Source organism: Erythrobacter sp. WG (assembly GCF_026586795.1).
GTDB lineage: Bacteria > Pseudomonadota > Alphaproteobacteria > Sphingomonadales > Sphingomonadaceae > Erythrobacter.
In genome coordinates this window covers 1-24,176 of record NZ_JAPFGY010000011.1, presented here as the reverse complement: position 1 = coordinate 24,176, position 24,176 = coordinate 1, and the positions used below count along the sequence as shown (strand labels likewise).

Here is a 24,176-nt window from a genome sequence, read left to right as displayed (position 1 = left end):
CCCCTCACATTTCGAGACGGACTATCCTGCCGCCGGAACTTCCGACGACTCGATGGCCGCCTGCGCCGGTGCGGGCGTGCCGGGGGCGCGCTCGAGCCAGTTGTAGCGATCCGTGCTGAGCAGGATGAAGTGGATGGTGAACGCCAGGACGGCGAGACCAACGTGCAGCGCGACGAGAGCGCGGCGGATGTCAAAGTAGAACCAGATTCTCCACATGGGAAAATTCCTTTCTTGAAGCCTTCATGCGTGTGCGCCGTCCGCAGGGTGCGAAAGGCGCGCGTCAGGGCCGGATTAGAGCCAGGGCTTGTAGGCCCACATCAGGGCGTGAGCGACGAGAGCGATCACCACATAGAGGGTGAACGTCCCCATGAAGCCCTTGTGGATTTCCTGAGCCTCTTCAGGCGTCAGGTGAGTCCCGATGCGTTCGTTCATTGGGTTGTCTCCGTACAGTTGGGTTTGAATGGGAACCCGAAGGCCCCCGTCGGCATCCCCGCGTGATCCCCCACGTGGATTGATGCGCCCCTTCGGTTAGAGGCAAGGCGGAGCGCCGGCGGGGGGCAAGCCCCGCGCGGCGCGAACTGGTTATGGGCGGCCCCGCGGCTCACGCGGTCGCGCCCTCGAGGAGCGCCTCGTCGAGGCAGTCCGTGGTGACGGTGTCGGCGCCGGCCTTGCGAGCGTTGCGCTCGGCCGCGTCGCGCAGGCGCTTGGCGGCGGAAATACGGATCAGCACCGGCTGCGCCTCGACGAGCTCGTCGAGCCGCGCCTTTGCGTCGGCGTCCCAGGCGAGCGGCTTTTCGTTGCGCGCCGGCGTCGCCTCGACCTTGTCCATGTCGGTCGCGAGCGGGAGGATGTGGAACAGCGCGTCGAACAGCGCGTTGCAGACCTCCTGCACGAGATAGGTCGCGCCCGAATAGCCCATGAAGGGCGTTCCCGTGTGGCGACGGATCGCCGCACCCGGGAAGCTCGCCGGGATGTACATCCCACGCGCGCCCACTTCCGCCATGTACATCCGCTCGTTGTAGCTGCCGAACATCACCAGCGGCGGGTTGGCGTGGATCGCTGCCCGCACCTCGTCGTTCTTGGGCTTCACCCCCGCGCAGCGCGCAAAGGCGAAGTTGCAGGGCAGCCCCATGTCGTCCTCGAGGAAGGCGCGGATGCCGCGGGCATAGGTCTCGTTGGCGACGATCCCGAAGCTGGCGGTGCCGAAGAAGTCCTGCGTGACCGAACGCCACAGGTCCCACAGCGGCTTGATGGTGGTGTGCTTTTCGCGCTCGATGAAGGGCTCGGGGTCGAGCCCGAGCTCGGCGGCGAGGGCGCGCAGGAACTTGGTGGTCTGGCCCAAACCGATCGGCGCCTGAAAATAGGGCCGCTCGAGCGTCTCGCACAGGTTGCGGCCGTACTCGCGGTACATGCACACGTTGGCGTCGGCCTGGGCAAGCTTGGCGATGTCGGCAAGGTGCGTGCCGAGCGGGAACACCACGCCGACCTCGGCGCCGATGCCCTCGATGAGGCGGCGGATCTCGGCGAGGTCGGAGGGCATGTTGAACATGCCGTAAGCCGGGCCGATGATGTTGACGCGAGGCTTCTCGCCCTCCTTGCGCTCACGCGGGGCGGGCATCTTCTTGGGGCCGAACTCGGTCCACAGCCAGGTCAGCGCACGGTCAGCCGACTGCCACTGGTCCTCGTCGATGGTGCGCGGCAGGAAGCGCTTGATATTGGTGCCTTCCGGCGTGACGCCGCCGCCGATCATCTCGGCGATCGAGCCCGTGACCACCACGCAGGGCAGCTCGGGATCGAGGGTCTTCCACGCGCGCTTCATCGCGCCTTCGGTGCCGGTCTTGCCGAGCTCCTCCTCGGCGAGGCCGGTGACGACGATCGGCAGCTCGTGCGGGGGCAGGGCATCGGTGTAGTGCAGCACCGAGGTCACCGGCAGGTTCTCGCAGCCCACGGGGCCGTCGATGATGACCTGCAAGCCCTTCACCGCGGTGAAGACGTAGGTCGCGCCCCAGTAGCCGCCGGCGCGGTCATGGTCGAGAACGAGGGTCATGTGCCCACCGCCTCCGACGCCTTGCGCGCCGCTTCGTTCAAGGCCGCGTATTTCTTGCGGAATTTGGGCCGGTCGACCGGCACGTCCTCCCACACGCCTGCGGCGTGTTCGGTGCCGACGCCCTCGAAGAAGTCGCGCATCGCATCGAAGCGCGCCTTGTTGCCCATCGCCGCGTTGATCACCTGCGCGAGGCTGCCCGCGCCTGCCGGGCCCATCAGCGGGCGCGCGGAGATCAGGTTGGTGAAGTAGAGCGAGGGGATCGCCCGGGTCTTGGCGTGCTGCACCACCGGCGTGGTGCCGATCGCGAGGTCGGGGCGGTATTCGTCGACCGCTGCGATGTCCTGCTCGAGGCTGGCGCGGAACTGCACCTGCACCCCCCGCGCCTCGAGCCATTCGCGGTCGGCATCCGACCACTTGGTGCGCGGGCAGGCGGAACCGACATAGCGCACGTCGGCGCCGCTCTCGACCAGCAGGCGGGCGACCAGCAGCTCCGAGCCTTCATAGCCCGAAACGGTGATCCGCCCCTTGATCGGCATCTTCGACAGGGCGCCCTTGCAGGCGCCGATCATCGCGTTCTTGACCCCGTCGACCTTCTCCTGCGGCAGGCCCAGCGTGTCGCCCAAGGATTGCAGCCAGGCCGCGGTGCCATCGGCCCCGACCGGCGCGGAGCCGATGATCGGGCGGCCGGCGGCCTCGAATTCGCGGATCGAGGCGGTGTAGAAGGGGTGGATCGCGGCGACCACCGCGCAATCGAGCGCGGCATAGAGCTCGCGCCACTCGCGGGTCGGCACGACCGGTCCGGCAGCAAGGCCGAGGGGGGCAAGCATCTGGCCGATCACCATCGGATCGGCCGGGAACATCTCGCCGAGCATGGTGACGGTCGGCAGATCGGTGCGCTCGCGCGGGGCGGCGACGGGGCCTGCCATCACTTCCTCGCGGGCATATTGCAGCATCGCCCCGGCAAGGACGTCCTTCGCTTCGGCATGGGTCGGCACGCCGAAGCCCGGCACGTCGATGCCGATGATGCGCACCCCGTTGATCTGCTTCTTCAGCAGCCGCAGCGGCACGCCGCTCGCGGTGGGGACGCACAGGTTGGTGACGACGATCGCGTCGTAAGCTTCCGGATCGGCGAGGTTCTCGACCGCTTCCTTGATGTCCTCGAAGAGCTTGCCGGTGACGAGCGTTTCCGAGTTGAAGGGCACATAGCCGACCGTCCGACGCGCGCCGTAGAAGTGCGAGGTGAAGGTCAGGCCATAGACGCAGCACGCCGAGCCCGAGAGCACGGTCGCGGTGCGGCGCATCCTGAGGCCCACACGCAGGGAGCCGAAGGCCGGGCACATCGACTGCGGCTGGTCATGCGGGCCGACGGGATAGTCCTCGGCATAGCGATCGAGCACGTCGCTCTTGCCGGCGGCACGGGCCGCCTCGCGCATGGTGTCCTTGGAGGCACAGCCGCCTTCGACCGGGGCCGTGGCGGTGTCGATCCGGTCGGGGGCGCGCTCAGCGTGGGGGGAAGAGAGCTCGCTCATAGATCAGGCCTCGTCGTAGATCACTTCGAGGCTGGGGCGCTGTTCGAAGACGCCGCCGCGCATATCGGCCTGGGTTGCCGGGATCAGCTCCACCGCGCCGCCGGTCTGGTCGGGGCTGAACAGGCCGAGCAGCTCGTCCTGATTCAGCGGGTTGGGGCGCACCGGCGGGGCTTCGGCGACATTGGTCGCGAGCTGCTCGAACAGCGAGCCCCACTCGCCGCCCGGATAGCCGATGATCTGGTAATTGGCGCTCTTGCGGCGGATGTCCTCGTTGGCGGGAATCGCGGTCAGCACCGGGATGCCCACGGCCTCGGCGAAGGCCTGGGCCTCGCCCGTGCCGTCGTCCTTGTTGACGATCATGCCCGCGACGCCGACGTTGCCGCCCATCTTGCGGAAATATTCGACCGCATGGCACACGTTGTTGGCGACGTAGAGCGACTGGAGGTCGTTCGAGCCGACCACGATCACCTTCTGGCACATGTCGCGGGCGATCGGCAGGCCGAAGCCGCCGCACACCACGTCACCGAGGAAGTCCAGAAGGACGTAGTCAAAGCCCCACTCGTGGAAGCCGAGCTTTTCCAGGGTCTCGAAGCCGTGGATGATCCCGCGCCCGCCGCAGCCGCGGCCGACTTCGGGGCCGCCGAGTTCCATCGCGAAGACGCCGTCGCGCTGGAAGCACACGTCCTCAATGCGGATGTCTTCCCCGGCGAGCTTCTTCTTCGACGAGGTCTCGATGATCGAGGGCGTCGCCTTGCCGCCGAACAGGAGGCTGGTGGTGTCGGACTTGGGGTCGCAGCCGATCAGCAGCACGCGCTTGCCTTGCTGGGCCATCATGTAGCTGAGGTTCGCAAGGGCGAAGCTCTTGCCGCTCCCGCCCTTGCCGTAGATCGCGATGATCTGGGTTTCGCTTTTCACTTCGCCGGTGTGCACCGGATCGGGTTCGATATTCGCTTCTTCACGCAACTGGGTAGTCTGGGTGTCGAGGACGGACATCAGCATTCGCTCCAATCGAGAACCATCTTGAGACAATCGGGATCGGTGAAGGCCTGCGGGTAGGCGTCGCACGCTTCCCCTGCCGGACGGCGGTTGGTGACGAGGCCCTTCAGGTCGAGCCTCCCGCATTCGATGAGCGCACGCGTTTCGGCGAGGTCGCCGGGCTGCCATTCGGCCGCGACGCGGAAATGGGCCTCCTTCATGAAAGCCGCCGGGAAGGCGAAGCTGACCCGTTCGGAATAGAAGCCGGCGAGAACGATCTCCCCGCCCTTGGCAAGGCGCATGACGAGATCGTCGACGAGGCCCGCATCGCCGCTCGCGTCGTAGATGGCGTGGTAATCGCGCCGCTCGTCGGTGGTGGGGTCGATGACGTTGTAGCCGACCGCGCCTTGCTGGCGGGCCGGGTTCAGTTCCCAAACGGTGGGCGCCGGGCCGCCGAGCGCCAGCGTCAGCCGGGCGAGGAGGCGGCCGAGGACGCCGTGGCCGATGATGAGGTCGGGCAGGGATTCGCGCCGGGCAAAGCCGCCCTTGATCGCGTGGAGAGCGGTGGCGGCGAGCGCGCAGAGCACGCCGGATTCGCCGAGATGTTCGGGCACCGGCATGGCGCGGGCCGAGGGGACGATCACGCGCCGGGCGGTGCCGCCGAACAGCCCGCGTGCATCCTGGTAGCAATTGGCTCCGGGGACGAACACCCAGTCGCCGATCCGCGATGCAGCCTCGGGCCCGGCATCGACGATCCGGCCGACGGACTCGTAGCCCGGCACCAGCGGATAGCCGAGGCCCGGGAAGGGCGGCATCCGCCCCGTCCAGAGCAACTTCTCGGTGCCGGTGCTGACTCCGCTGTAGTGGATTTCGACAAGGACATCAGCGGCTTCCAGCGGCTTCATCGCGAGCGTTCGGAGCGCCAACCGCTCCGGTGCCTCGAGAATGACAGCCAAGGTGTCCATCGCTTCGTTCTCTCCGATTTTGCGGCCCGAATTCGCGCGGAAGCCGACTCGAACTTCCGCAAACAGGTTCTCCCGAGTGTTTGCTACGCTTTACGCATTGCGGTGTCAAACAACTTGGACGGTTTTCAGTTCATACCGTGGCAAGGATCACGCTGGCGTTGACCGGTTGCGCAGTCGCGACGACCCGAGTGCGGCGGAAGCCCGCGTGGCGGAGCATTGCAGTGAGTTCCGCAGGACTGCGCGGACGGCCCGATCCCATGGCCCACAGGTAGAGGCCGAAGAAGGCCTCCCCCATCGGCGCGAGCCCCGGGATGCACGCCATCGGCTCGGCGATTAGCAGCCGCGCGCCCGGGGCGAGGCTGGCGCGAATATTGGCGAGGAGCGCCTGCGCGGGCGCATCGTCGTGATCGTGGAGGATCCGCACCAGCGACACCATGTCGTAGCCTTGCGGTATGGAATCCTTGAAGAAGTTCCCCGGATGCGCGGTGACGCGCTCAGCCCCCACCGCCTCGCCAAGCAGCCGTGCGCCGGTCTCCACGACTTCCGGCAGGTCGAACAGGCCGAGCGCGAGGTGGGGGTGCGCGGTGCCGATCGCCCGCAGGAAGGCGCCGTGCCCGCCGCCCACGTCGAGCAGGCGCCGGACCTTCCCGAAGCCGACCGATGCCAGCACCTCGCTCGCCACGAAGTGCTGCGAGGCGGCCATCAGGCGGGAATACTCGGCGGTCTCCACCCCGCGCTCTGCGCCGCCGTGGAGCGCCCCGGCATAGGTCCAGAACCGCGATAGGGCGGTGGGCTCGCGGCGGTCGGCGCGCAGCAGGGCGAGCGGATCGGCGAGGTCGGCATAGAGCAGCCGGTGGTGGCGGACCATCGCCTGAACGCCGGGATTGGTCGCGAAGACAGCGCCTTGCTCGCCGAGCATCCACAGTCCCGGCGCGGGCTCCTCGGTCAGCATCAGCGCGCGGCCCGCGCGCAGCAGCGTCAGCGCCGCGTCCTCGGACAGGTCCATGCGCGCCGCCACCTCGGCCGGGGTCAGCGGCCCCTCCGCGAGGATCGGGAACGCGCCCCCCTCGACAAAGGCGCGCAGGACCTGCGAATAGGTGAAGCCGGCGAGGAGATCGAAGGCGCCATTGGCACGGCTCCGCGCGATCCAGCGGATCACCGGCAGGCGTGCCGCCCAGTGCTGGAAGCGGGGCGAGGAGAACAGCCGGTTGCGGCGCCGCACGTAACCGATGCGAAAGGCATCCCGAGAACGCATGGTCAAGGTGCTGCACAGGTCATCTGTCTAAATGATTGGACAGATCACCCGTCAAGGTCAATGATAATCGGGGCAATTGACGGGAGCGAGACGGGTGAACGCGCGAGTCGCCGTGATCGGGGCCGGAATCGGGGGGCTGACCAGCGCCGCCCTGCTCGCCGCGCGCGGCTGCGACGTCACCGTCCTCGAGAAGGAAGCCTGGGTCGGCGGCAAGGCGCGGCGGGTGCCGGTCGACGGCGCCGAGATCGACGGCGGGCCCACGGTCTTCACCTACCGCGCGGTGTTCGACGAGGTCTTCGCTGCCTGCGGGTCGCGGCTCGAGGATCATGTGACGGTCACCAAGGCCGAGGTGCTCGCCCGCCACGCCTGGGACGACGGCCCCACGCTCGACCTGTTCGCCGACCGCGAGGCGAGCGTCGCTTCGGTCGGTGCCTTCGCGGGAGCGGAGGCGGCACGCGGCTACCGCGCCTTCGCCGAGGAGGCCGCGCGGATCTTCAACGTGCTCGAGGAGCCCTTTCTGCGCGGTGACAAGGCTTCCACCCCGCTGCCGATGATGTGGCGGATCGGCCCCGCGCGCCTGCCCGAGATGCTCGCCATGCGCCCCTTCGATGGGCTGTGGAACGCATTGGGCGAGCACTTCGCGGACCCGCGCCTGCGGCAACTGTTCGGCCGCTACGCCACCTATTGCGGCTCCTCCCCCTTCGCCGCGCCCGCGACGCTGATGCTGATCGCCCATGTCGAGGCGATGGGGGTGTGGCTGATCGAGGGCGGCATCCATGCCCTCGCCAGCGCGCTTGCCACGCTTGCCGAGCGGCAAGGCGCGCGGGTGCGCACCGGCGCGGGCGTCGCCGAGGTGCTGACGGCGAATGGCCGGGCCAGCGGCGTCCGGCTGGCGAGCGGCGAGGTGATCCCGGCCGATATCGTGATCTGCAACGGTGATCCCAGCGCGCTTGCCACCGGGCGCTTCGGCGAGAGCGCGCGCCGCGCCGTGCCCGCGATCCCCCGCGCCAAGCGCTCGCTCTCGGCGCTGGTGTGGTATGTCCACACCCGGACCGAGGGCTTCGACCTCACCCATCACAACGTCTTCTTCTCGCGCGATTACGCCGCTGAGTTCCGCGAGATCGCCGCCGGGCAGACCCCGTCGGAACCGACGGTCTATGTCTGCGCTGTCGACCGCGGCGCGCGCCCCGGCGACCCCGGCCCGCCGCCCGGGACGCGCGAGCGCCTCCAGATCATCGTCAACGCCCCCGCCGACGGGGACGTCCACGAATATTCACCCGAGGAGAGAGACCGATGCACGCAGGCCATGACAGCCACGCTTCGACGTTGCGGCCTCAGGCTCGAGGACCCGCCGGAACACCGGCTCATGACCCCGCAGGACTGGGAGGGCCTGTTTCCCGCCACGGGCGGCGCCCTTTATGGCAGAGCGTCGCACGGCTGGGCGGCCTCCTTCCAGCGGCAGGGGCCGAGGACGCGGCTGCCCGGTCTCTACTGCGCGGGCGGGGCGACCCATCCGGCGGCCGGCGTCCCCATGGCAGCCTTGTCCGGGCAGCTGGCAGCGCGGGTGATCGGGAAGGACCTCGCTTCGATGAGGACATCCCGCCCGGCGGTTACAGCTGGTGGTATGTCGACGCGATCAGCGACGACGGGCAGCACGGGCTGACGATCATCGCCTTCCTGGGCAGCGTGTTCTCGCCCTACTACAAGAAGAGCGGGCGGGGCGATCCGCTCGACCATGCCTGCCTCAACGTAGCGCTCTACGGGCCGCAGCATCGCTGGGTGATGACCGAGCGCGGGCGCAGCGCGGTCGCCTGCGAGGCGAGCACGCTCGCGATCGGTCCCAGCAACGTGCGCTGGGAGGGCGGGGCGCTCACCATCGACATCGTCGAGGGCGACACCCGCCTGTTCGTGCCCTGGCAGCGCCCCGTGCGCGGCCGCGTCAGGGTGATTCCCGAGGCGCTGAACCGCGCCGCCTTCGCGCTCGACCCGGGCGAGAAGCATATCTGGCACTGTCTTGCCCCCTGCGCACGGATCGAGGTGGAGATGACCGCGCCCGCGCTCAGGTGGCAGGGCCGCGCCTATCTCGACCACAACCGGGGGGCGGAGCCGCTGGAGACCGGCTTCAACACCTGGCACTGGTCGCGCGCGCACCTCAGCGAAGGTGCGCTGGTCTGCTACGAGGGCGAGCGCGGCGACGGATCGCTGTTCGCGAGCGCGCTGCGCTTCGATGCCAAGGGCGTGCCCGAGCCGGTCGAGCTCCCCCCCATCGCGCCCCTGCCGAAAAGCGGTTGGCGCATCGCGCGCCGCACCCGCTCGGACATCGGTGTGGCGGCGGTGCGGCGGACTTGGGAGGACACCCCCTTCTATGCCCGCTCCGAACTCGCCTCGAATTTCGGCGGCGAAGAGGTGGTGGCGGTGCAGGAGAGCCTCGATATGCGCAGGTTCTCCTCGGCGCTGGTGCAGTTCATGCTGCCCTACCGGATGCCGCGGCGGAAGGGGTAGCTCGCCGAACGGCTCGGGCGCTAGCGGGCGTGGAGGCGCACGTGAAGCGACCGGAAGCCAGCCGTCCTGGTGATCGGACCAAAATGCTCCTCGGAACGCTCCTGCGCTACGAGGTCGATGGCCGCGGTGCGCTCGGCCAGTTGCCGGATCAGGGCGCGCAGGATCGAGCGCGCTTGCGCCGCCCCGAGACAGCTGTGCGGCCCGCTGCCGAAACCGAGGTGCGGATTGGGATTCCGGTCCAGCCGTAGCTCGGTCGGCGCATCGAACACGGTATCGTCGAAATTGGCCGAGGCCCAGCATAGCGACACCCGCCCGCCGGCGGCGACACGGTAGGGGCCGATTTGCGCGCCGTGCGGACAGACCCGCCCGATGTGCGTGAGCGGCGCGGTGACGCGGATGAACTCCTCCACCGCGGCGGGGAGGCGGCGGGGCTCGCCGCGCAGCAGGTCAAGCGCAGGCCTGTCCTGCGCGAAATGCGCGATGACCGCGGCGACGGCGTTGATGACCGTATCGCGACCGCCGGCGAAGGCGAGATTGGCGATGCCGGCCATCTCGTCGTCGGTGAGCGGGCGTCCCTCGATCGTCATGCGCGTCATCGCGCCGAACAGGTCCGCGCCCGGGTTCCGGCGCGCGGCGTCGATCCGCCGGCGGATATAGTCGGCGAGGACCGCGCCCTTGGCGCCGCCGTCGGCGCCGTCGTGGAACACGTGGGTTCCCCAGGCGATCCATTCTTCGGCCTCGGTTTCCGGCATCCCGAGAAGGTGCGTCAACGCGATCGACTGGAGCGGAAGGGCGAACCCGCGTACCATCTCGATCTCGCGCGCGTCCAGCAGTGGGGCGAGGAGGCGGCCCACCAGCGCCTCGATGCGCGCAGCGTAGTCGGGTGCGGCGGGCTTCAGGAAGATCGGTTTCAACTGGTCGCGCACCGTCTTGTGCAGCGGCGGATCGGCCTCGATCGGCAGCTGCCTGACCGAGCGGACACCGGTCTCGGCGGGGATCGGCACCCGGAACGGCGCGTCGGAGCTGTAGGTCTGCCAGGCCTTCGCCGCCTCGCGCACCGCGCGGTGGCCGAGGATCATCGAGATGGGTTCACCTTCGAAATCGGCCAGCAGCACGCCGTCACGGCGGCGCGGCTCGGCAAAGGGGTCGCGGTCGAGGTCCGGGGGCATCGCCGACCCTAGCGCCCCGGCGGCGCTTCGCCTTCGCCTTCCGCCGCCTCTTTCGCCGCTTTCTCGGCGCGGGTCTTCTTGAGCATCCGGTCCATCTTGACCCACTGCCACACGCCAAAGCCGATCGCTATGCCGTAGAACAGCACGATCTCGATCCACCCCATTTCGCCCATCGCGCGCTCCTAGCCCTGTTCGGCGAGGAAGGCGGCGATCAGCGCGGCGGCCTTCTCGGGCGCTTCCTCGTGGGCAAGATGGCCGAGACCGGGGAGCACGTCCAGCCGCGCATTCGGCAGCCACCCGGCGGCGTCGCGCGCCCAAGCCAGGGGAATCGCCGGGTCTTTCGCGCCATGGACCAGCAGCACCGGGTTCGCGGCCTCGTGCATTCGGACGCGCAGGGACGGCAGGTCCCAGTTCGCCATCATCGCGAGGCCCCCGCCCGCGTGCTCGGCGTTCTTGAACAGGGTGCGGTAGCACTCGAACCCTGCGGCATCGATCCTGGAGCGGGTCGAACGCCACAGGAACCGCTCGGCGCCGCCCGCCCAGTCGATGCTGCCCGCAAACAGCCGCGGCACCAGCGGGTTGACGAACAGCGCCTTGGCGATCGCGGGATAGATCTGCGCGAGCGGGCCGGGGAAGGGCCGCAGCGCAGCCGAGAGGCCGACGACCGGTCCGTTGAAGCCATGCGCCAGCGCCAGTTGCAGCGCGATCGCCGCGCCTGCCGAGTGGCCGACAATCGCGGCAGGCTCCAAGCCGAGCGTGTCGAGGAGCCCGGCGACCTCGCGCGCCATGGCGGGCAGACTCATCGCGTAGGCATCGTGCCCGGTGGTGAAGGCGTGGCGGGGCAGGTCGATGGCGGTGACGGCGTGGGTCTGTGCGAGCAGCGGCAACACGTCCCGCCACGAATGGACCGAGGCGCCGGTGCCGTGGAGGAGGAGCAGGGGCGGCCCCTCTCCCATGCGCTGCACGTGCCAGCGGCCGCGCCCGCTGACCACGAAGTCGCTCGCCTCGCGGTGCGGCCAGATCCGCCCCTCGCGGTTCCAGTCGAGACGGCTCATGCCGCGCGGGCAATCGGCTGGGCGGCGTTGATCGCGGCCTGGAGCATCTTCGCGTCTGCCCGGGGCAGGGCGAGGAAGCGTCCGCCCAAGGCGTTCGCCAGTGCAGCGCCCTCGGGGCCGGGGCGGGCGGAGATGTCGACCACCAGCGCGTCGATCCCGCGCGCGGCGATGGCCTTGGCGGCGTTCTCCGCGTCCTCGCGCGCCTGCTGGCGGCCCGGCTGCCCGTCGGCAGCGATGTTGGCGCGCCCGTCGGTGAGGATCACCAGCGCGGCGCTCCGCCCCTTGGCGATGACGCTCTCGGCCACCTCGCGCGCGGCGTTGAGGCCGAGCGCGAGAGGGGTGCCGCCCCCGCCGGGCAGTTCCGACAGGCGCCGCCGCGCGCGGGTGAGCGAGCGGGTGGGGGGCAGGAGCAGTTCCGCGGTCGTGCCGCGGAAGGCGACCAGCGCGACCTCCGAACGGGTCACATAGGCCTGCGCCAGCATCAGCTCGACCGCGCCCTTGGCCTCGGCGAGCCGCGCCGCTGCCGCAGAGCCCGAGGCATCGACCGCGAATATCGTGACCCGCGCGGCACGCTCCTCGAAACGGCGAATCCGGAGGTCCTCCTTGCGCATCAGGATCGGCGAGGCAGGATCGGCCCCGGCCTCGCGGCGGCGCACCTGCTGCCACGGGACGGCGGCGCGCAAGCTGTCGATCAGCGCGAGCTTGGCGCCCCCGCGCGGCATCCCCGGCCGCGCGCCGAGCGGCTTGCCGCGCGTGGCGGCCTTGCGCTTCTGCCCGGTGCCGCTGCTCGAACCCCGGCGCGGGGCCTTGCCCTGCGCGAGCTGTTCCAGGAGCCCCGGCGGGATCGCCGCCTTGGCCGCTTCGACGAGCAGTTCGGAGAGGTCTGGGTCCTGCTGCTGCTGATCGCTGTCCGATTGGTCGTCGCGCTCGCCATCGGGGGGTGGCGGGGGCGGCTCCTCCTCGGGGGGCTGCTCCTCGGGCGGGGCTTCCTGCGGCGGCAGCTGCGTGGCGCGCGGGCCGAGGATGAGGCGCACGGCGCCGGTGAGGTCTTCCTTCTCCGCCTTGGTGCGACCCTCGAGCGCGGCGAGCCCGCGCGCCGCCTCGCCGGCGAAGAAGAGGGCGCGCAAGCTCTCCACCCCGAAGGCGGCGGCGGTGGCGGCGAGGGCGCGCAGCTGTCCGTCCTCGAGCGGGGCGACATCGGCGAGCGCGCCTGCTGCGGGCGGCATCTCCACCCCCTGCCAGCGGCGCGAGGCGGCGAGATCGCAGGGGAAGGCGAGGCGTTCGGCGAGGCTCACCGGCGGGGCCTCGTCCTGCTCCACCGCGTCGTCGAGCAGCACCAGCGCGGTGTTCCCCTCGTCGAGCGCCTGCGCGAGCCGCCCGGCGACCGATCCGTCGATTCGCTCGGCCATGCCGGCGATCAGCGCGCCGCCCTGTGCCTCCTCGATGAGGCCCTTCTGGCGCACGGGCTTGCCCGAGGAGAGGCTCGCGGCGAGGTCGATCCCGCCCAGCAGCCGCTCGTCGTCGACATGGCCGGGCATCCGACGCAGCGGTACGGCCTCGGCGAGCGCGGCGACCAGCGCCTCGCGCGCCGGGGAAGACCCGCGCAGCACCATTCCCTTGAACACCCGCGGCGCGAGAGCGAAGAGCCGCGCCGCCAGCACCGCATCCTCGAGCGGATCGGCGGGCGGACTTGCCTCCATCATCCGAACAGCTCTTCGATGGCGCGGGTGATGCGGACGGTGGAGCCCGTCTCGTCGAGCACGTCGCGGCGCAGCCGGTGGCGCAGCGCCGAAGGCGCGATGGCGATGAGGTGCTTGCGGGTGACGCTCTTGGCGCCTTCCAGCGCCGCCAGCGCCCGGGCGGCGCGCATCAGGGTCAGCTCGCCGCGCAGCCCGTCGGCACCCACCGCCAGGCACAGGTTCGCCGCATCGCGCAGCACGTCCTCGCCGGGCACGAGCTTGGGGAGCTTCGCCTTGCCCTTGGCGATGCGCTTGAGGATCGCCTCATCCTCGTCGGCCCAGCGTGCGGCGAAGCCCTTGGGATCGGCCTCGTTCTCGGCCACCAGCTTCATGATCTCGATCCGGACCTCGATGTCCTTGGGCGTGCGCACCTCCACCGACAGGCCGAAGCGGTCGAGGAGCTGCGGGCGCAACTCGCCCTCTTCGGGGTTGCCGCTGCCGATCAGCACGAACTTGGCCGGATGGCGCACCGAAAGCCCCTCGCGCTCGACCACGTTCTCGCCCGAGGCGGAGACATCGAGCAGCAGGTCGACGAGGTGATCCTCGAGAAGGTTGATCTCGTCGATATAGAGGAAGCCGCGGTGGGCCTTGGCGAGCAGCCCCGGCTCGAAGGCCTTCTCGCCCGATCGCAGCGCACGCTCGAGGTCGAGGCTGCCGATCACCCGGTCCTCGGTCGCGCCCAAGGGCATATCGACGAAGGGGACGGGGCGCTCCACCATCTTGCCGCTGCCGACCACGCCCGGATAGCGCGCCTGGTCCTCCTTCGAGCCGCCATAGGGGCAGCCCTCGGCGGCCATGATCGGCGGCATCAGCGCGGCGAGCGCGCGTGCGGCGGTCGATTTGCCCGTGCCGCGATCGCCGAACACCATCACCCCCCCGATCGAGGGGTCGACGGCCGCGATCAGCAGCGCCTGTTTCATCTCGTCCTGAGCGACGATTGCTGAGAAGGGAAAACGTGCCATAGGACGCATTCTTCTAGCGCCGCCTGTGGCTCCGACAAGCGTCAAGTTGACCTGAATCCCCGTCCAGCTGGCTTGACACTACCGCTTGCCGAGCCGGTTCAGCACCAGCACCGGCAGGAGCCCCACCGCGAGAAGGATCAGCGCCGGGATCGCCGCCTCGACCAGCCGTTCGTCGCCGGCGAGGCGGTAGGTGCGCGTCGCCAGGGTCTCGAGATTGAAGGGGCGCAGGATCAGGGTGGCGGGCAGTTCGCGCAGGGTGTCGATGAAGACGAGCGCGGCGGCCCCCGCGAGGCTGGGCGCGAGCAGCGGGGCGTAGATCCGGGCCAGCACCCGCGAGGGGCCGGCGCCGAGGCTGCGCGCCGCAGCGTCGAGCCCCGGGGGGATGCGGGCAAGGCCGCCGCTCACCGAATTGTAGGCGACCGTCAGGAAGCGCACCGAGAGCGCATAGATCAGCACCGCGCTGGTGCCGGTCAGGAGCAGCCCGCCGCTCCAGCCGAGGCTGTCGCGGGCGAAACGCGTAAGGCTCACGTCGAGCGCGCCGAGCGGCGCGAGCAGCCCGACGGCGAGCAGCGCGCCGGGCAGGGCATAGCCGAGCGTCGCCAGCCGGATCGCGCTTGCGGTGACAGGAGAGGTCGAGCGCGCGCGGGCGAAGGCGAGCACCAGCGCGGTAACGAGGCACAGGGCCGCCGCCACCACGCCGAGCTTGAGGCTGCTGCCGAGATAGGTCGCAAGGTCCCCCGCGGCGCCGCGGGCGGTGTCGGTCAGGGCGAGGCTGACGAGGTAGCCTGCCGGGACGACGAAGCCGATCAGCACCGGCAGCAGGCAGGCGGCGAAGGCCAGCCCCTTGCCCCCCAGGGTGAGCGCCACCAGCGGCTCGTCGGTGGCCCGGTCCGCAAGCCCGTCGCGGCTGGCGGTGCGGCCGTTGCGGGTACGCGCCTCGAAGGCCACCAGCGCGATGACGAAGAGCAGCATGACCGCGGCAAGCTTCAGGGCGGCGGCCCTGTCGCCCATCGCCAGCCAGCTGCGGAAGATGCCGGTCGAGAAGGTGGGAATCGCGAAGTAATCGGCCACGCCGAAGTCGGCGAGCACCTCCATCAGCACCAGCGCGAGGCCCCCGGCGATGGCGGGCCGGGCGGCCGGGAGGGCAACGTGCCAGAAGGCGCGCCACGGCGCGGCACCGAGGCTGCGCGCGGCGCGGAACTGGGTGAGGCTTTGCGTGGCGAAGGCGGTGCGGGCGAGGAGGTAGACATAGGGAAACAGCACCGAGCCCAATACGAAGGCCCCGCCGGGCAGCGAGCGGATGTCGGGAAACCAGTAGTCGCCCGCGCCCCAGCCTGTCGCACCCCGCAGCGCGCCCTGCACCGGCCCGGCATAGTCGAGAATCCCGGCATAGATGTAGGCCGAGAGGTAAGCGGGCAGCGCCAGCGGCAGGACCAGCGCCCAACCGAGCACCTTGCGGCCCGGAAAGCGGGTCGCCGCGATCAGCCACGCGCAACCCGTCCCCGTCACCCCCGCCAGCGTGCCGGTGAGCAGCATCAGGAGCGCGGTGTTGCCGATATAGGTCGGCAGCACCGTCGCCGCGAGCGCACCGAGCGCGGCGGTCCTGCCCGTGAGCGCTTCCCAGACGATGGCGGCGATCGGCAGGCCCGCGAGCACCGCCAGCACCAGCGCGGCGATCGTCCATCCGCCTGCGCCCCCGCTTGCGCTAAGAGGCGCAAAACGCCTAATGCGGCCCCCTCGCAACCCCGGAAGAGACCCCGGAAAAGACTGGGCTGGACCTGTCACTTGAGCCTCGAATTCCGTCATATTGCCCATGCTTACGGGCCCGTCAGGGCGCTGGAGGACGTCAGCTTCGTGGCGCCTGCGGGAGAGATCACCTGCCTGCTTGGCGCGTCGGGTTGCGGGAAGTCAACTCTGCTCGGCCTCGCGGCGGGAATGCTGGCGGTGCAGCAGGGCGAGATCCTGCTCGGGGGCGACGAGCTCGCCGCACCCGGCCGCAACCCGCCGCCCGAGGCGCGCCCCGTCGGGCTCGTCTTTCAGGACGGCGCGTTGTTCCCGCACATGACGCTCGCCCAGAACGTCGCCTTTGGCCTGCCGCGCGAGCGGCGGGGCGAGGCGAACACCTGGCTCGCCCGGGTCGGCCTCGGCGGGATGGGCACGCGCTATCCGCACGAGCTATCGGGCGGCCAGCAGCAGAGGGCCGCGCTCGCCCGGGCGATGGCGCCGCACCCTGAGGTGCTGCTGATGGACGAGCCTTTCGCCAGCGTCGACATCGTGCTTCGCCGGGCGCTGCGCCGCGAATGCCGGATCCTGCTGCGCGAGGCGGGCTCGACGGTGGTGCTGGTCACCCACGACCCCGCTGAGGCGCTCGACATCGGCGACCGGATCGCGGTGATGGAGGCGGGGCGGATCGTCCAGTTCGGCACCCCGCAGGAGCTCCACGAGGCCCCCGCCACCGCCGCCGTCGGCGCGATCTTCGGCGGGGCGCAGGTGATCCGCGGGCGGCATCGCGAGGAAGGGCTCGACACCGTCTTCGGCCTGTGGCCGTTCGCCTCGCTGGTGGGCGCGTTGCCCGAGGGCGAGGCGCTCGACCTGCTCGTCCAGGCCGACCGGCTGGTACCGGTCCCCGATCCGCGCGGCTGCCGGGTGCGCGACGTGCATCCGCTGGGCGCGCGGTTGCGGGTGCTGCTCGAGACAGGCACGGGTGAGGCAATCACCTGCGAGACCGCGCTGCCGGTCGACCCGGACAAGACCTACAGCGTCATTCCCGATCCCGAGAGCGTGCGGGCCTTCGCGCGCACATAGTCCTTGCGCGGGCTGCATTTCTATTGCAAGTCATTCGCAAGAGCCCACGGAAAGACCTCTTCCCATGAAACGCATCGTCATCGCCGCGCTCACAGGCCTCAGCCTCGGCCTGCTCGGCGCCTGCACCCAGAGCGAGGAGCAACCCGCCGACGCCGTGCCGATCACCGGCGAGGTGAATGTCTACTCCTCCCGTCACTACGACACCGACCTTGCGCTCTACGACGATTTCACGAAGCAGACCGGCATCAAGGTCAACCGCATCGAGGCCGACGCCGACGCGCTGATCGAGCGCATCCGCGCCGAGGGCGAGTTCAGCCCGGCGGACCTGCTCATCACCACCGATGCCGGCCGACTGTGGCGTGCCGAGGAGGCGGGGATCCTCGCCCCGGTGGATTCGCTGGTCCTCCAGCAGCGCATCCCCGCCAACCTTCGCGATCCCGGCAACCGCTGGTTCGCGCTGACCACCCGTGCGCGGATCGTCATCTACAACAAGGCCAAGGGGGCGCCTGTCGGCCTCGCCACCTATCAGGATCTCGCCAGGCCGGAGTTCAAGGGGCGCATCTGCATGCGCTCCTCCTCGAGCGTCTACAACATCGCGCTGCTGTCCAGCATCATCGCCCATGACGGCGAGGCGGCTGCGGGTGCCTGGGCCAAGGGCGTGGTCGCCAACTTCCAGCGCCCGCCGCAGGGCAACGACGTCGCCAACATCGAGGCGGTCGCGGCGGGCGCCTGCGACATCTCGCTGGTCAACACCTACTACCTCGCCCGCTTCGCCACGCCGGAAAAGCGCAAGGTGCTGGATGCGGTCGGGATCATCTTCCCCAACCAGGCGACCACCGGAACCCACGTCAACATGAGCGGTGCGGGCGTGGTGAAGACCGCGCCCAACCGGGCGAATGCGGTCAAGTTCCTCGAATACCTCGCCTCCGACAGCGCCCAGAAGTACCTCGCCAACGGCAACAACGAATATCCGGCTGCCCGGGGCGTGGCGCCGACGTCGGCGGTCGAGGCGCTGGGCACCTTCAAGGCGGACACCTTGGGGGCCGCCGAGATCGGCCGCAACGAGGCCAAGGCGACCGAGCTTTTCAACGCCGCGCGCTGGAACTGAGCGGGGCCGGGCAAGTCCCCCTTTTGCCGCGCATCGCGAAACTGTCTTGAAGGCGCGCGGCGAAACGTTCATTTGCGCGCCCGACCGTCGCCCTGCCGGGCGGCTCCCTTGCTCCACCCGAGGACCAGCGTGAACCAGCCCATCATCGACCGCGACCAGTTCACCGAAAACGCGGCGCTTTCCGTCGAGACCATCACCGATGTCCACCACTGGTGCGACGGGCTGTTCAGCCTGAAGATGACACGGCCCGCCAGCTTCCGCTTCCGTTCGGGCGAGTTCGTGATGATCGGCCTTCCGGGCGACAACGGCAAGCCGCTGCTGCGCGCCTATTCGGTCGCCTCGCCCTCCTACGCCGAGGAGCTCGAGTTCCTGTCGATCAAGGTGCAGGACGGCCCGCTGACCTCGCGGCTCCAGCACATCAGGGTCGGCGATCCGATCTACCTCGGCAAGAAGCCGACCGGCACGCTCGTGACCGACGCGCTGTTGCCCGGCAAGCGGCTGTTCATGCTCTCGACCGGCACCGGCCTTGCGCCCTTCATGAGCCTCGTGCGCGATCCCGAGGTCTACCAGATGTTCGAGGAAGTGATCGTGGTGCATTCCGTGCGCAACGTGAACGAGCTGGCCTATCGCGAGCTGCTGGAATCGAAGCTCGAAGGTGATCCGCTGCTGGAAGACGAAGACCGCGCGCGGATGATCTACGTCCCCACTGTCACCCGCGAACCCTTCCGCACGCAAGGGCGCATTCAGGCGCTGATCGACGATGGCCGGCTGTTCGAACAGTCCAAGGGCCCGCAGCGCTTCGTGCCCGAGGAAGACCGCGTGATGCTGTGCGGGAGCATGGCGATGATCAAGGACCACGCGGCTGATCTGGAGCGCCGCGGCTTCGAGGAAGGCGCGAACAACAAGCCGGGGCAGTTCGTGATCGAACGGGCGTTTGTGGGGTAGTTCCCCGCCCCGGGCTCGACCCGGGGCCCCGCTGCCTTTTGGCCGGACATTGCGAAGAAGAACCCTAGCCCCGGATCAAGTCCGGGGTGACGGTTCATTCTTTGTCGGTGAGTTTTTCAATCTAGAATTTGGACGTTTCGGCTTCGCTGGGCCATCACGCACCAACATCGAAGGCTCGAACATCCATCCAGGGATTGATGGCAATGGCTCTGCGGCACCTTCGAGCCGGTAACTGAAGATGGGCCCGACCAGCATGCGCATGATGCGTAAATCACAAGTAGCAGCGTGAAGTGCGTAGAGATTGAAGTGCAAGTCCTCCATTTTCTCGCGTTCACGTATGCCGGTAAAGTTCATGTTGACCCAGCATTCTGGATTGTATTCCGACATCACCGTGAGGAAATGGGTTAGCCGATCTCGGAAGAACTGCAATTCGCCCAAATGACTGAATAGCGTATCAACGTACTGCTTTCGTTCAGTCTCAGCGCCAGTGACTCGCAATAGGCGCTTAATGGTATCCTTAAGCGGTGACATGCGCTGCCCTCCCAACATCGCAACGACCGCATCATCACGCTTTTCCAGACGAGTCACCGCCACATAAACGGCGCATGTAAGCTCATGTTCGAGGGCCGTGTAGCTATGATGCAGCTCGCCTAAGAGGCGGAAAAAAAGCGAAGCAGCTTCGTCTTCATTGAGCTGAGCGTTTCCAGAGTCAGATTCCATTGTTCTATCTTTGCTTGCCTTGGTCGCCGCTCGCAACCAATTGGTTGCTGCACATCAGCATTTTGGCGCCAAGCACGCAAATCTCTGCCAGTGTCGCTAGACCCCCACTTTCGCGCTTGACCCCCGCGCTCGCCCCTGTTCAATCGTGGCAAATTGAAACCCATCTGCCCGGAAAGAACCTGAGATGCTCGCGACCGCCTATCGCACCGCCTATAACGAAGACCACGAGGCCTTCCGCGATACCGTCCGCAAGGTCTTCGCCGAACACCTCGCCCCGCACATGGACGAGCATGAGGCGAACGGCATCGTCCCGCGCGACATCTGGAAGACAATGGGCGATGCCGGGATGCTGTGCATGACGGTAAAGGAGGAGAACGGCGGCCTCGGCCTCGATTTCGGGTTCAACTGCGTGCTGACCGAGGAGCTGTCCTACCTCGGCTCCTCGGCGGGCTTCACGCTCCAGAACGACATCACGGCGAACTACTTCGAGCGCCTCGGCAATCCCGAGCAGCGCGCCAAATATCTCCCCGGCATGGTCAGCGGCGACATCATCACCGCGATTGCCATGACCGAACCGGGCGCAGGATCAGACCTCCAGGGCATCCGCACCACGGCGAAGAAGGACGGCAACCACCTCGTCATCAACGGCTCGAAGACCTACATCACCAACGGCCAGAACGCCGACTGCGTGATCGTGGTCGCCAAGACCGATCCCGAGAAGGGCGCGAAGGGCATCAGCCTCGTTCTGGTCGATGCCGATACCCCCGGCTTCGAGCGTGGGCGCAACCTCGACAAGATCGGGCAGCACGCCGCCGACACCTCCGAGCTGTTCTTCAACGATTGCCGCGTGCCGATGACCAATATCCTCGGCGCGGAAGGCATGGGCTTCGTGCACCTGATGGAGGAGCTGCCGCAGGAGCGCCTCGGCATCGCGGTCGGCGCGCAGGCCGCGGCGCAGCGCGCGTTTGATGAGGCGGTGAAGTTCACCAAGGATCGCAAGGCTTTTGGCAAGACCGTATTCGAATTCCAGAACACCAAGTTCACCCTCGCGGACCTCAAGGCCAAGCTGCAAGTGGGCTGGGCGCACCTCGACTGGGCGATCCGCAAGCACCTCGCAGGCGAGCTCACCACCGACGAGGCCTCGGCGGCCAAGCTGTGGCACACCGACCTCCAGTGGGAATGCTGCGACACCGCTCTGCAACTCCACGGCGGCGCGGGCTACATGAACGAATACGCCATCGCCCGCCTGTGGCGCGATGCGCGCGTGACCCGCATCTTCGGCGGCACCAACGAGATTATGAAAGAAGTGATCTCGCGGTCGATCTGACCTTACGTCTCCCCTCCCCAGCGGGGAGGGGGCGGGGGTGGGGGCGTGCGCCCTATCGACCGTGGAACCCCCATCCCCGGCCCTTCCCCAAGTGGAAGGGAGTAAGAAGTGCGGAGCAAGCCTCATGACCGACCCCCTCGACTTCACCGGCCAGCGCGTCCTCGTCATCGGCGGGTCGAGCGGGATCGGCAACGGCATCGCCCACGGCTTCCGCTCGGCCGGGGCGAGCGTGACCGTCACCGGCACGCGCCCCGATTTCGGCGACTACCTTGAGGCCGAAGACTCGGACTTCACCGGCCTCGACTACCGCCAGCTCGACCTCACCGACCGCGAGGCGGCGGGGCGGTTGGCGGAGGGCTTCGGCCCGCTCGACGTGCTGGTGCTGTGCCAGGGCACGGTCCGCTACGGCCGGCAGGAGTTCACCCGCGAGGGGTGGGATCAGGTCATCGACATCAACCTCAATTCGGTGATGGACGCCGCCACCGCCTTCCACCCGGCGCTGGCCGAGGCGAAGGGGCGGATCATCATCGTCTCTTCTGTCGCCGCGTTCAAATCGACCATCGGCACCCCCGCCTATGCCGCCTCCAAGGCCGGCGCGGCGAGCCTTACCAAGACGCTGGGCGAGGCCTGGGCGAGGGACGGCATCCGCGTCAACGGCATCGCCCCGGGGCTGGTGCCGACCAAGCTCACGTCAGTCACCACCGACCACCCCGAACGGCTCGAGGCGAGCCTCAAGCGCATTCCTCTGCGCCGCATGGGCACGCCCGAAGACATGGCCGGCGCCGCGCTGTTCCTTGCCTCGCCGCTCTCGGCCTACATCACCGGGCAGACGCTGGTGGTCGACGGCGGCCTCACCCTCGCCTGAGGAGACCCGACAGATGCAGTTCACCCGCCTCGGCCCCTCCGGCCTCGCCGTCTCGCGCCTGTGCCTCGGCTGCATGAGCTATGGCGATACCTCCAAGGGCTGGCACGGCGACTGGCTGCTGGACGAGGAGGCCGCGCGCCCCTTCTTCCGCGAAGCGCTCGAGGCAGGGATCAACTTCTTCGACACCGCCAATATCTATTCGGGCGGCACCTCGGAGGAGATCACCGGCAAGCTCCTCAAGGAAATGGCCCGCCGCGACGAGATCGTGGTCGCCACCAAGGCCTTCGGCGTGTGGCGCAACGCGCCCAATTGCGGGGGGCTGTCGAGGAAGGCGCTGTTCCAGGCGATCGACGACAGCCTCACCCGGCTCGGAATGGATCATGTCGACCTGTTCCAGATCCACCGCTGGGACGATCGCACCCCGATCGCGGAGACGATGGAGGCGCTCCACGACATCGTGAAGGCCGGCAAGGCGCGCTATATCGGCGCCTCCTCGATGTTCGCCTGGCAATTCGCCCGCGCGCAGGAAACCGCGCGGGCCAACGGCTGGACGCTGTTCATCTCCATGCAGAACCAGCTCAATCTCCTTTACCGCGAGGAGGAGCGCGAGATGCTCCCGCTGTGCGGCGCGGAAGGCGTGGGCGTGATCCCGTGGAGCCCGCTCGCGCGCGGGCGCCTGACGCGGCCCTGGGGGACAAGCACCGTCCGCAGCGAGACCGACGCGGTCGGCAAGGCGCTCTACAAGGCCGAGGACGAGGCCGACCGCGCGGTCGTCGACGCCGTGGAGGCGGTGGCGGCGGCGCGCGGGGCGCCGATGGCGACCATCGGCCTCGCCTGGCACTTCACCAAGCCGCAGGTGACCGCCCCGATCATCGGCGCCACCCGGCCCCAGCACATCGCCGACGCGGTCCGCGCGCTCGACATCACCCTGTCGCCCGAAGAGACCGCTAGTCTCGAGGCGCCCTACCGGCCCAAATTCCCGACCGGCATGGGGATGCCGATGCCGGCGATGGACAAGGTCAGCGTGATCTGAACGCCCCCTCCCCGCCGGGGAGGGGGTTGGGTGCGGGACCCGCGAGGGCGAAGCCGAGCGGCCCCCGCCAGCGGCCGCGTCCGGGCGCGCGCGGCGACGGCGACTGCGGATCGGCGCGTCAGACCGCGCCCGTGGGGGGCCTCCAGGTCGGGTCTTTGCTCGCTTCGTGACACACATCTGACATCCGGTCACAGTCCCGTCATATCCCTGCGTCACGCCCCGGGGCGAATCCGGGGCCCCGCACACACATGGACGTCGTCAACATTTTCCTCACCGGCGAGCTCGGGACAAGCCTCGAGGACTTCGTCCACGACCACCGCCGCTTCACCTTCGACCGGCTCGGCCCCGAGGGGCCGATGCGGCTGGTGGAGGGGCCGATGTGGGCCTTCGTCGACTGGGTGCTCCCCGATCTCGCGGGCCTCGAAATGTGCCGCCGGCTGCGCGCCGACCCGCGCACCGCCGAGGCGCACGTGACCATGGTGCTCGAAGCCGACGATCCCGAGGACCGCCGCCGCGCGCTCAGGGCCGGGGCCGACGACTACGTGATCGGACCGCTGACCCGCACCGCCGTGCTCGACCGGGTGCTGGCGCTGCAATCGCGCGGAGCCGAGCGCCTCGCGCCGCATCGCTTCGAGCTGGGCGCGCTGACCATCGACATGGCGGCCCTGCAGGCGCGCTGGGCGGGGCAGCCGATCGTCCTCAGACCCAACGAGTTCCGGCTGCTGCGCTTCCTCGCCGAGAACCCCGGCCGTGTGTTGACCCGCGCGGACCTGATCGCCGGCCTCGGCAAGCGCGAGCCGCCGATCGACGAGCGCACGGTCGATGTGTGGGTCGGCCGCCTGCGCCGCGCCATCCGGGCGGCGGGCGGGGGCAACCCGCTGCGCACCGTGCGCTCGATGGGCTATGTCTTCGACCTTGCGTAAGGCGGTGGCAGGCACGCCGCCGACTTTGCGGCAGACCGAACGGCGGCGCATCTTAATGGTGTCGACCAAGCTATTCTGGGTTAGGTAAAACGCAGGTGTGGAGGAGACTAGCGCAATGATTCTTGCCCGGGCGAGCGGCCTCGCCCTTGCTGGCGCGGTCGTGTGCGGCGCCGTCCCCGCCGCTGCCGACGTGATGGAGCTCGGTCCTGCGGGCGCCCGCTGGGTCGCCGGTCCGCTGGCAGGGCGCGGGCC

General features: G+C 69.1%; 23 protein-coding genes. 9 read left to right on the top strand and 14 right to left on the bottom strand.

Annotation, left to right across the window (positions count from 1 at the left end):
- Window positions 1-21: 21 nt before the first annotated feature.
- The 7 genes from pufA to OPU67_RS07425 form a co-directional block, all read right to left on the bottom strand.
- Window positions 22-216, bottom strand: coding sequence for a light-harvesting antenna LH1, alpha subunit (gene pufA, locus OPU67_RS07455; RefSeq protein WP_267618815.1), 195 nt, complete (start codon window positions 214-216; stop codon window positions 22-24).
- 75 nt (window positions 217-291) lie between these two features.
- Entirely contained in the window at window positions 292-432 is a 141-nt protein-coding gene (gene pufB, locus OPU67_RS07450; RefSeq protein WP_160761937.1) for a light-harvesting antenna LH1, beta subunit, read from the bottom strand.
- Between the two features lie 169 nt (window positions 433-601).
- On the bottom strand, window positions 602-2,047 hold the full coding sequence (gene bchZ, locus OPU67_RS07445) for a chlorophyllide a reductase subunit Z (RefSeq protein WP_267618814.1): 1,446 nt from the start codon (window positions 2,045-2,047) through the stop codon (window positions 602-604).
- Window positions 2,044-3,576, bottom strand: coding sequence for a chlorophyllide a reductase subunit Y (bchY, locus tag OPU67_RS07440; protein WP_267618812.1), 1,533 nt, complete (start codon window positions 3,574-3,576; stop codon window positions 2,044-2,046). Before bchY ends, bchZ begins: the two co-directional genes overlap by 4 nt.
- 3 nt (window positions 3,577-3,579) lie before the next feature.
- Window positions 3,580-4,575, bottom strand: a complete 996-nt coding sequence (locus OPU67_RS07435; RefSeq protein WP_420708978.1) for a chlorophyllide a reductase iron protein subunit X — start codon at window positions 4,573-4,575, stop codon at window positions 3,580-3,582.
- Window positions 4,569-5,516, bottom strand: a complete 948-nt coding sequence (gene bchC, locus OPU67_RS07430) for a chlorophyll synthesis pathway protein BchC (RefSeq protein WP_267618809.1) — start codon at window positions 5,514-5,516, stop codon at window positions 4,569-4,571. Before bchC ends, OPU67_RS07435 begins: the two co-directional genes overlap by 7 nt.
- A gap of 130 nt (window positions 5,517-5,646) precedes the next feature.
- Window positions 5,647-6,738, bottom strand: a complete 1,092-nt coding sequence (locus tag OPU67_RS07425) for a methyltransferase (protein ID WP_324255356.1) — start codon at window positions 6,736-6,738, stop codon at window positions 5,647-5,649.
- A gap of 127 nt (window positions 6,739-6,865) precedes the next feature.
- Between OPU67_RS07425 and crtD the strand changes: the two genes are divergently transcribed.
- Together crtD and OPU67_RS07415 are read left to right on the top strand one after the other, a co-directional pair.
- Complete coding sequence (crtD, locus tag OPU67_RS07420; protein ID WP_267618808.1) at window positions 6,866-8,434, top strand: 1-hydroxycarotenoid 3,4-desaturase CrtD; 1,569 nt, start codon at window positions 6,866-6,868, stop codon at window positions 8,432-8,434.
- 23 nt (window positions 8,435-8,457) lie between these two features.
- Window positions 8,458-9,273, top strand: coding sequence for a hydroxyneurosporene dehydrogenase (locus OPU67_RS07415; RefSeq protein ID WP_267618806.1), 816 nt, complete (start codon window positions 8,458-8,460; stop codon window positions 9,271-9,273).
- A gap of 20 nt (window positions 9,274-9,293) precedes the next feature.
- Here OPU67_RS07415 and OPU67_RS07410 read toward each other — a convergent pair whose 3' ends face one another.
- The 6 genes from OPU67_RS07410 to OPU67_RS07385 form a co-directional block, all read right to left on the bottom strand.
- On the bottom strand, window positions 9,294-10,442 hold the full coding sequence (locus tag OPU67_RS07410) for a cytochrome P450 (protein ID WP_267618804.1): 1,149 nt from the start codon (window positions 10,440-10,442) through the stop codon (window positions 9,294-9,296).
- An 8-nt stretch (window positions 10,443-10,450) separates the two neighbouring features.
- Window positions 10,451-10,615: a hypothetical protein gene (locus OPU67_RS07405; RefSeq protein ID WP_267618803.1), complete on the bottom strand. Its 165-nt coding sequence runs from the start codon at window positions 10,613-10,615 to the stop codon at window positions 10,451-10,453.
- 9 nt (window positions 10,616-10,624) lie between these two features.
- Window positions 10,625-11,497: an alpha/beta fold hydrolase BchO gene (gene bchO, locus OPU67_RS07400; RefSeq protein ID WP_267618801.1), complete on the bottom strand. Its 873-nt coding sequence runs from the start codon at window positions 11,495-11,497 to the stop codon at window positions 10,625-10,627.
- Entirely contained in the window at window positions 11,494-13,200 is a 1,707-nt protein-coding gene (locus OPU67_RS07395) for a magnesium chelatase subunit D (protein ID WP_324255355.1), read from the bottom strand. Before OPU67_RS07395 ends, bchO begins: the two co-directional genes overlap by 4 nt.
- Window positions 13,197-14,198: a magnesium chelatase ATPase subunit I gene (gene bchI / locus OPU67_RS07390; protein ID WP_267618799.1), complete on the bottom strand. Its 1,002-nt coding sequence runs from the start codon at window positions 14,196-14,198 to the stop codon at window positions 13,197-13,199. The genes OPU67_RS07395 and bchI overlap by 4 nt, the downstream gene beginning before the upstream one ends.
- A 78-nt stretch (window positions 14,199-14,276) precedes the next feature.
- Entirely contained in the window at window positions 14,277-15,863 is a 1,587-nt protein-coding gene (locus tag OPU67_RS07385) for an ABC transporter permease (RefSeq protein WP_267618797.1), read from the bottom strand.
- A gap of 120 nt (window positions 15,864-15,983) precedes the next feature.
- On the opposite strand from OPU67_RS07385, the gene OPU67_RS07380 reads away from it, so the two are divergent.
- From OPU67_RS07380 to OPU67_RS07370, 3 genes are all read left to right on the top strand, one after another.
- Window positions 15,984-17,003, top strand: a complete 1,020-nt coding sequence (locus OPU67_RS07380; RefSeq protein ID WP_267618796.1) for an ABC transporter ATP-binding protein — start codon at window positions 15,984-15,986, stop codon at window positions 17,001-17,003.
- Window positions 17,004-17,067: 64 nt separating this feature from the next.
- Window positions 17,068-18,111: a Fe(3+) ABC transporter substrate-binding protein gene (locus OPU67_RS07375; protein ID WP_267618794.1), complete on the top strand. Its 1,044-nt coding sequence runs from the start codon at window positions 17,068-17,070 to the stop codon at window positions 18,109-18,111.
- Between the two features lie 129 nt (window positions 18,112-18,240).
- Entirely contained in the window at window positions 18,241-19,056 is an 816-nt protein-coding gene (locus tag OPU67_RS07370) for a ferredoxin--NADP reductase (RefSeq protein WP_324255354.1), read from the top strand.
- A gap of 75 nt (window positions 19,057-19,131) precedes the next feature.
- Here OPU67_RS07370 and OPU67_RS07365 read toward each other — a convergent pair whose 3' ends face one another.
- Complete coding sequence (locus tag OPU67_RS07365) at window positions 19,132-19,776, bottom strand: hypothetical protein (RefSeq protein ID WP_267618793.1); 645 nt, start codon at window positions 19,774-19,776, stop codon at window positions 19,132-19,134.
- A 184-nt stretch (window positions 19,777-19,960) separates the two neighbouring features.
- On the opposite strand from OPU67_RS07365, the gene OPU67_RS07360 reads away from it, so the two are divergent.
- From OPU67_RS07360 to OPU67_RS07345, 4 genes are all read left to right on the top strand, one after another.
- Window positions 19,961-21,103, top strand: coding sequence for an acyl-CoA dehydrogenase family protein (locus OPU67_RS07360; protein ID WP_267618792.1), 1,143 nt, complete (start codon window positions 19,961-19,963; stop codon window positions 21,101-21,103).
- Window positions 21,104-21,227: 124 nt separating this feature from the next.
- Window positions 21,228-21,968 carry an SDR family NAD(P)-dependent oxidoreductase gene (locus OPU67_RS07355; protein ID WP_267618791.1) on the top strand — a complete coding sequence of 247 codons (741 nt, stop codon included), beginning with the start codon at window positions 21,228-21,230 and terminating at the stop codon, window positions 21,966-21,968.
- Between the two features lie 13 nt (window positions 21,969-21,981).
- A complete protein-coding gene (locus tag OPU67_RS07350) occupies window positions 21,982-23,001 on the top strand; it encodes an aldo/keto reductase (RefSeq protein ID WP_267618790.1) in 1,020 nt (339 codons plus the stop codon).
- Window positions 23,002-23,249: 248 nt separating this feature from the next.
- Window positions 23,250-23,924 carry a response regulator transcription factor gene (locus OPU67_RS07345; protein ID WP_267618789.1) on the top strand — a complete coding sequence of 225 codons (675 nt, stop codon included), beginning with the start codon at window positions 23,250-23,252 and terminating at the stop codon, window positions 23,922-23,924.
- Window positions 23,925-24,176 lie beyond the last annotated feature (252 nt).